Raw genomic sequence first — 7,370 nt, 5'->3', positions numbered from 1 at the left:
GCCCGCGCGGGGCGCGGGGCGCGCGGGGCGCCGCCGGGGCCGGCGGCGCCGCCCCCCCCGCCCGCGCGGGGGGGGGGGGGGGGTCCAAACAAACCCCCCCCCCCCCCCCCCCCCCCCCCCCCCCCCCGCTTCTCACATCACTTCTTGCGGCCGCGCTTCTCGCGCACCCGTACGGAGATGTGGATCGGGGTCCCCGCGAAGCCGAACTCCTCGCGCAGCCGTCGCTCGATGAAGCGCCGGTAGCCCGCCTCGATGAAGCCCGAGGCGAAGAGCACGAAGCGCGGCGGCTTGACGCCCGCCTGGGTGCCGAACAGGATGCGGGGCTGCTTGCCGCCCCGTACCGGGTGCGGGTGGGCGGCGACCAGCTCGCCGAGGAAGGCGTTGAGCCGGCCGGTCGGGACCCGGGTCTCCCAGCCCGCCAGCGCCGTCTCGATCGCCGGGACCAGCCGCTCCATGTGGCGGCCGGTGCGCGCCGAGACGTTCACCCGGGGCGCCCAGGCGACCTGCGCAAGCTCGGTCTCGATCTCGCGCTCCAGGTAGTAACGCCGCTCCTCGTCGAGCGTGTCCCACTTGTTGTACGCGATGACCATCGCGCGGCCCGCCTCGACGGCCATCGTGATGATCCGCTGGTCCTGCACGCTGATGGAGTCGCTGGTGTCGATCAGTACGACCGCGACCTCGGCCTTCTCCACGGCGGCGGCGGTACGCAGCGACGCGTAGTAGTCCGCGCCCTCCTGGAGGTGGACCTTGCGGCGGATGCCCGCGGTGTCGATGAACTTCCAGACCGTGCCGCCCAGCTCGATCAGCTCGTCGACCGGGTCACGGGTGGTCCCGGCCATCTCGTTGACGACGACGCGCTCCTCGTTCGCCACCTTGTTCAGCAGCGAGGACTTGCCGACGTTCGGACGCCCGATGAGCGCGATACGGCGCGGGCCGCCGATCGCGGTCCCGAAGGTCTGCTCCGGGGCCTCGGGCAGCGCTTCGAGCACCGCGTCGAGCATGTCGCCGGTCCCGCGGCCGTGCAGCGAGGAGACCGGGTGCGGCTCGCCGAGCCCGAGCGACCAGAGCGCCGTGGCGTCGGCCTCGCCGCTCTGTCCGTCGACCTTGTTGGCACAGAGCACGACGGGCTTGTTCGCCTTGCGCAGCAGCCGGACCACGGCCTCGTCGGTGTCGGTGGCGCCGACCGTGGAGTCCACGACGAAGACCACCGCGTCGGCGGCCTCGATCGCGTACTCCGCCTGGGCGGCGACGGAGGCGTCGATGCCCAGGACGTCCTGCTCCCAGCCGCCGGTGTCGACGACCTTGAAACGGCGGCCCGCCCACTCGGCCTCATAGGTGACCCGGTCGCGCGTGACGCCCGGCTTGTCCTCGACGACCGCCTCGCGGCGGCCGATGATCCGGTTCACGAGAGTCGATTTGCCGACATTCGGGCGGCCCACGACGGCGAGGACGGGCAGCGGGCCGTGACCGGCCTCACCGATCGCGTCCTCCACGTCGTCGACTTCGAAGCCTTCCTGAGCGGCAAGCTCCATGAAGTCCGTGTACTCGGCGTCGCCAAGCTCTCCGTGCTCTTCGCCGGAGTCGATCTGGTCGTTCATGAAGTCCGTACCTCGTTCATCGTGATCGGTGCGCCACAAGCACGTGCCGCACTACTCAAGTCTTGCCTAGCGCCCGGTGAGGCGCCTGGCGTTTTCCAGGTGGGCGGTGAGCCGCTCCTGGATCCGTACCGTGGCGTCGTCCAGCGCCGCGCGGGTACGCCGCCCGCTGCCGTCCCCGGCCTCGAAGGCGTCGCCGTACACGACGTCCACGCGGCCGCGCAGCGGGGGCAGCGCCTTGATCAGCCGCCCCCGGGCATCGGTGGAGCCCAGGACCGCGACCGGCACGATCGGTGCCCCCGACCGTACGGCGAAGTACGCGAGCCCCGCGCGCAGCGAGGCGAAGTCACCCTCGCCCCTGCTGCCCTCGGGGAAGATTCCCAGCACCCCGCCGGCGGTGAGCACCCCGAGCGCGTCCGTGATCGCGGCGCGGTCGGTGACCTCCCGGTCCACCTTCAGCTGCCCGATCGCCAGCAGGAACGGGTCGAGCGGCCCGATGAACGCTTCCTTCTTGACCAGGAAGTGGGTGGGTCTGGGCGCGGTGCCCATCACCATCGGGCCATCTATATTGTGCGCGTGATTCACGGCCAGGATGACCGGACCGCTCGCCGGGACCCGCCAGGCGCCCAGCACCCGGGGCTTCCACAGCCCGTACATCAGTCCGATGCCGATGCCGCGCCCGACCGCCGCGCCCCTGCCCGACGGCGCGGCGCGCAGCGCGGTGGCGCTCACCCGGCGGCCCGCTTCTCCTCGACCAGGGTCACAACGCAGTCGATGACCTGCTGGAGCGTGAGTTCGGTGGTGTCCACCTCGACCGCGTCGTCGGCCTTGGCGAGCGGGGACGTCCTACGGCTGGAGTCGGCCGTGTCCCGCTTGATCAGCGCGTCCCTGGTGGCGGCGACGTCCGTCGCCTCCTTGCCGGTCAGCTCGCCGCTGCGGCGGGCGGCGCGGGCCTCCGGGGAGGCGGTGAGGAAGATCTTGAAGTCGGCGTCCGGCAGGACGGTCGTCCCGATGTCGCGGCCCTCGACCACGATGCCCCCCGTGGCGGCGGCCGCGATGGACCGCTGGAGCGCGGTGATGACGGACCGCACCTCGGGCACCGCGCTGACCGCGCTCACCTTCGAGGTGACGTCCTTCGTGCGGATCGGGGCCGCCGCGTCCGCGCCGTCCACGGTGATCGTGGGGGCGGCCGGGTCGGTGCCGGAGACGATGGAGGGTTTGGCCGCGGCGGTCGCGACGGCGGCGGCGTCCTCCGTGTCGACACCGTTGCCGATCAGCCACCAGGTCATCGCGCGGTACTGCGCGCCGGTGTCCAGATAACTCAGCCCGAGCCGGGCCGCCACCGCCCTGGAGGTGCTCGACTTGCCCGTGCCCGAGGGCCCGTCGATGGCGACGATCACTGCGGCCGGGGCGGTCCGGGCGGGGGTTGCTCCGTTTTCCACGGGGTCGGACACCTTCTCCTGAGTCACGGGGTGGCTGTGCGGGGGCGCGCATACGCCCCCGCACAAGGGTACCGAGCGCTCAGGACCGCCGGTGACGCGCTACTGCCGGACCGACCAGCCCCGTTCCCGCAGCGCCGCCGAGAGCGCCGGGGCCGCCGCCGGTTCCACCATCAGCTGCACCAGGCCCGCCTGCTGCCCGGTCGCGTGCTCGATGCGTACGTCCTCCACGTTGACCCCGGCGCGGCCCGCGTCCGCGAAGATCCGGGCCAGCTCGCCGGGCCGGTCGCTGATCAGGACGGCCACGACCTCGTAGGCCACCGGGCCCGCGCCGTGCTTGCCCGGCACCCGCGCCCGGCCCGTGTTGCCGCGCCGCAGGACGTCCTCGACCACGGCCGTGCCACCGCGCCGCTTCTCCTCGTCGGCGGACTGGAGCGCGCGCAGCGCCTCGACCGTCCCGTCCAGGTCGGCCGCGACACCGGCCAGCACATCGGCGACGGGGCCGGGGTTGGCCGAGAGGATCTCGACCCACATCGTGGGGTCGGAGGCCGCGATCCTGGTGACATCGCGGATGCCCTGGCCGCACAGGCGTACGGCCGTCTCGTCGGCCTCCGTCAGCCGGGCGGCGACCAGCGAGGAGACCAGCTGCGGGGTGTGCGAGACCAGGGCGACCGCGCGGTCGTGCGCGTCGGCGTCCATGACCACCGGTACGGCGCGGCAGAGCGCGACCAGCTCCAGCGCCAGGTTGAGCACATCGGTGCCGGTGTCCCCGGCGGGCGTCAGCACCCAGGGCCGCCCGTCGAACAGGTCGGCGGTCGCCGCCAGCGGCCCGGACCGCTCCTTGCCGGCCATCGGGTGCGTACCGATGTACGCGCCCAGATCGATCCCCAGCGCCTCCAGCTCCCGCCGGGGCCCGCCCTTGACGCTGGCCACGTCCAGATAGCCGCGGGCCACGCCGTTCCGTACGGCCTCCGCGAGGGTGGCGGCGACCCGCGTGGGCGGTACGGCGACGATCGCGAGGTCCACCGGACCCTCGGGCGGCTCGTCCGTGCCCGCGCCGAGCGCGGCGGCGGTGGCGGCCCGGGTGGGGTCGTGGTCCCGGAGGTGGACGGTGACACCGCGCCCGGCCAGGGCGAGCGCGACGGACGTGCCGATCAGGCCCGTCCCGATGACGAGGGCGGTCCTCACTGGGCGATGTCCTTGCGGAGGGTCGCGGCGGCGCCGAGGTAGACGTGGGTGATCTCGGACCGGGGCAGATCGGACTCGATATGGGCGAGTATGCGCACGACGCGCGGCAGGGCGCCGGTGATGTCCAGCTCCTGGGCGCAGATCAGCGGCACGTCGACGATGCCGAGCCCGCGCGCGGCGGCGGCCGGGAAGTCGCTGTGCAGATCGGGCGTGGCCGTGAACCACACGCTGATCAGATCGTCCGCGGTCAGCCCGTTGCGCTCCAGGATCGCGGTGAGGAGCTGCTTGACCTGCTCGTCCATGTGTCCGGCCTCGTCCCGCTCCAGCTGGACTGCCCCACGGACCGCTCGTACCGCCACGACGTTCTCCTCAGTTCGACTCGCTCCGCCCCAGGGTAGTCAGCCGTCCGGGCGCCCGGCGCGGCGACGTACCCTCTGGCCATGACGCCCCCCGCTCATCACACCCGAGGCACCGGTCCGTGATCACACCGTCTACTCCTGTGTGATGGGCTCGCGCTCCTTCGGGCTGGCCACCGAGGACAGCGACACCGACCGACGCGGGGTCTTCGTGGCCCCGACGGCGCTGTTCTGGGGTTTCGAGAAGCCTCCCACGCACCTGGAGGGCCCGGCCGAGGAGCAGTTCTCCTGGGAGCTGGAGCGTTTCCGCTCCCTCGCGCTGCGCGCCAACCCGAATGTCCTGGAGTGCCTGCACTCCCCGCTCGTCGAGCGCCTGGACGACACCGGCCGCGAACTGCTCGCGCTGCGCGACGCGTTCCTCTCCCGTGAGGTCCACCGCACCTTCGTACGGTACGCCGTCGGCCGGCGCCGGAAGCTGCAGGCGGATGTCCGGCAGCACGGCGCCCCGCGCTGGAAGCACGCCATGCATCTGCTGCGGCTCCTCGCCTGCTGCCGCGATCTGCTCCGTACGGGCGAGCTGGTCATCGACGCGGGCCCCGACCGCGCGGCGCTGCTCGCCGTCAAGCGCGGCGAGGTGCCCTGGCCGGAGGTCGAGCGCGCGATGCCCGCCTCACCGCCGAGGCCGAGGCGGCGGCCCCGCGCTCCCCGCTCCCTCCGGAGCCGGACCGCGCCCGCGTCGAGGACTTCCTGATCAGGACCCGCCGCGCCTCGGCGCTCCGTACGCGCCCGGACGACGAAGTCGTGCAGCGCGTCGAACCCACCGGGAGCCCCGGGGCAGCGCCGTGACCGACCTGGCCGCCGCCCCGGGGTTTCCCGCGTCCGTACGCAGGGGTCAAGAGTCCCAGAGCGCTCCCAGCGACATCAGATCGCTGCGGTACTCGATCCGCTCGGCCCACTCCTTCGGCCAGGCGCCCGCGCCCAGGTGCGCTCCGGCGAAGGCGCCGGTCAGACAGGCGAGGGAGTCCGAGTCGCCGCGGGTGCAGGCGGCCCGGCGCAGGGCCAGGACCGGATTCTCGGGGAAGAGCAGGAAGCAGAGCAGCCCGGTGGCGAACGCCTCCTCGGCGATCCAGCCGTCGCCGGTGGCGAGACAGGGATCGGTCTCCCGGGAGGGGGTGCGCAGGGCCAGTTGGAGGCGTTCGAGGATGTCGAGGCACTCGTCCCAGCCCTGCGCGATGAACGCCTCGGGGGTGGCGTGGCCGGAGTACGTCCACAGGTCACCGAGCCAGCGGCGGTAGTAGTGCTCACGGTTCTCGTACGCGTACGAGCGCAACTGGCCCACCAGCGCCTGCGGTTCGCCGCCGTGCGCCAGCAGATAGACGGCGCGCGCCGTGAGGTCGGAGGCGGCCAGCGCGGTGGGGTGGCCGTGGGTGAGCGCCGCCTGCAACTGCGCGGCGCCCGCGCGCTGTTCGTCGCTCAGACCCGGTACGAGCCCGATCGGCGCCACCCGCATGTTCGCGCCGCACCCCTTGGAGTCGATCCGGCTGGCGCGCTGCCAGGGCAGGTCGCTGTCCAGGAGCCGGCAGGCGGTCAGACAGGTGCGGCCGGGGGCGCGGTTGTTGTCCGGGGAGTGGTACCAGGCCACGAACTCCTCGCGCAGCGGCGCCTCCAGCCGCAGCGGGCCGAGGACGCCCCGGTCCATCGCGGTCCTGATCGCGCGGGCGAAGGCCAGGGTCATCTGGGTGTCGTCGGAGACGAACGCCGGGCGGGACAGGTCCATCTCGCGCCAGGGCCCGCTCTTCGCGAGGATCGACGGCACATCGTCGAACTCGGTGGGAAAGCCGAGGGCGTCGCCCAGGGCGAGCCCGATCAGCGTGCCCGTGGCTGCCTGCTTGGTGAGGGTCCTCGCGATGATCATGCGGTCCGTCCTTCCGGTCGTTCCGGTCGCAGAAGAGGTGGGCGCAGGGTCGCGGCGGCGCCCGCGCGGTAGAGCGCGGCGGGCTTCCCCCGCCCGCCCGTCCGGCGCGGCGGCCCCTCCAGCGCCTGGACGAACCCGGGCGTGGTGAGGACCTTGCGCCGGAAGTTGGGGCGGTCGAGCGGCACGCCCCAGACGGTCTCGTACACCTGCCGCAGCTCCCCGAGCGTGAACTCGGGCGGGCAGAAGGCCGTGGCGAGACAGGTGTACTCCAGCTTGGCGCCGACCCGGTCGTAGGCGTCGGCGAGGATCTCCGCGTGGTCGAAGGCCAGCGGCCCGAAGGCGCCGAACTCCGTCCACCGGGCCCGTGCCGCGTCCCCGCCGCCGCGCGGCTCGGGAAGGTCCGGTACGAGCGCCGCGTACGCCACGGACACGACCCGCATCCGGGGGTCGCGGTCGGGGTCGCTGTAGGTGCGCAGCTGCTCCAGGTGGAGCGCCCCGGCGGTCTCGTCCGACAGCCCGGTCTCCTCGGCGAGTTCACGGCGGGCGGCCTGCCCGGCGGACTCCCTCGGCAGGACGAAGCCGCCGGGCAGCGCCCAGTCGCCCCGGTAGGGGTCCTCGCCGCGCTCGACGAGCAGGACGTGCAGCCGGTTCGCGCGGACGGTGAAGACGGCGAGATCGACGGTGACGGCGAACGGGGCGAAGTCGGCCGGGTCGTACCCCTCGGGAACGCCCCGCTCGGACACTCCTGCGCGACCCATGACCGCCCCCTTTTTTATAGTCGTACTGACTATAAAACCGAACGGGGCCCCGGCACAAGACGGATGGCACCCGCCCCGGACACGGGTGAAGCCCGTGGCCACCGAGGCCACGGGCTTCA

Annotated in this window: 7 protein-coding genes and 1 pseudogene; 1 reads left to right on the top strand and 7 read right to left on the bottom strand. The window is 73.2% G+C overall.

The window, feature by feature from the left end:
• Positions 1 to 137: 137 nt before the first annotated feature.
• The 5 genes from der to aroH form a co-directional block, all read right to left on the bottom strand.
• Positions 138 to 1,598: a ribosome biogenesis GTPase Der gene (der, locus tag ACIP8W_RS23525; RefSeq protein WP_401958018.1), complete on the bottom strand. Its 1,461-nt coding sequence runs from the start codon at positions 1,596 to 1,598 to the stop codon at positions 138 to 140.
• A 66-nt stretch (positions 1,599 to 1,664) separates the two neighbouring features.
• Positions 1,665 to 2,366, bottom strand: a complete 702-nt coding sequence (locus ACIP8W_RS23520) for a lysophospholipid acyltransferase family protein (protein WP_401958078.1) — start codon at positions 2,364 to 2,366, stop codon at positions 1,665 to 1,667.
• Entirely contained in the window at positions 2,324 to 3,037 is a 714-nt protein-coding gene (gene cmk / locus ACIP8W_RS23515) for a (d)CMP kinase (RefSeq protein WP_401958021.1), read from the bottom strand. Before cmk ends, ACIP8W_RS23520 begins: the two co-directional genes overlap by 43 nt.
• A 99-nt stretch (positions 3,038 to 3,136) precedes the next feature.
• Positions 3,137 to 4,222: a prephenate dehydrogenase gene (locus tag ACIP8W_RS23510; protein ID WP_402152850.1), complete on the bottom strand. Its 1,086-nt coding sequence runs from the start codon at positions 4,220 to 4,222 to the stop codon at positions 3,137 to 3,139.
• Positions 4,219 to 4,581, bottom strand: coding sequence for a chorismate mutase (gene aroH / locus ACIP8W_RS23505; protein ID WP_401958027.1), 363 nt, complete (start codon positions 4,579 to 4,581; stop codon positions 4,219 to 4,221). The genes ACIP8W_RS23510 and aroH overlap by 4 nt, the downstream gene beginning before the upstream one ends.
• A 97-nt stretch (positions 4,582 to 4,678) precedes the next feature.
• On the opposite strand from aroH, the pseudogene ACIP8W_RS23500 reads away from it, so the two are divergent.
• Positions 4,679 to 5,424, top strand: a pseudogene (locus tag ACIP8W_RS23500) (DNA polymerase beta superfamily protein).
• 46 nt (positions 5,425 to 5,470) lie between these two features.
• Here ACIP8W_RS23500 and ACIP8W_RS23495 read toward each other — a convergent pair.
• Together ACIP8W_RS23495 and ACIP8W_RS23490 are read right to left on the bottom strand one after the other, a co-directional pair.
• On the bottom strand, positions 5,471 to 6,493 hold the full coding sequence (locus ACIP8W_RS23495) for an ADP-ribosylglycohydrolase family protein (RefSeq protein WP_401958030.1): 1,023 nt from the start codon (positions 6,491 to 6,493) through the stop codon (positions 5,471 to 5,473).
• A complete protein-coding gene (locus tag ACIP8W_RS23490) occupies positions 6,490 to 7,251 on the bottom strand; it encodes an NUDIX hydrolase (RefSeq protein ID WP_401958033.1) in 762 nt (253 codons plus the stop codon). The genes ACIP8W_RS23495 and ACIP8W_RS23490 overlap by 4 nt, the downstream gene beginning before the upstream one ends.
• Between the last annotated feature and the right edge of the window lie 119 nt (positions 7,252 to 7,370).

Origin of the sequence: Streptomyces sp. NPDC088554 (assembly GCF_044752945.1) — a bacterium.
In the GTDB taxonomy this organism is placed as follows: domain Bacteria; phylum Actinomycetota; class Actinomycetes; order Streptomycetales; family Streptomycetaceae; genus Streptomyces.
This window is presented reverse-complemented; position numbering and strand designations above follow the sequence as displayed.

What these genes read in the sequence shown, in the direction of transcription:
- der (WP_401958018.1), bottom strand. Translation starts at nt 1,598, where the DNA reads ATGAACGACCAGATCGACTCCGGCGAAGAGCACGGAGAGCTTGGCGAC.
- ACIP8W_RS23495 (WP_401958030.1), bottom strand. Translation starts at nt 6,493, where the DNA reads ATGATCATCGCGAGGACCCTCACCAAGCAGGCAGCCACGGGCACGCTG.
- ACIP8W_RS23490 (WP_401958033.1), bottom strand. Translation starts at nt 7,251, where the DNA reads ATGGGTCGCGCAGGAGTGTCCGAGCGGGGCGTTCCCGAGGGGTACGAC.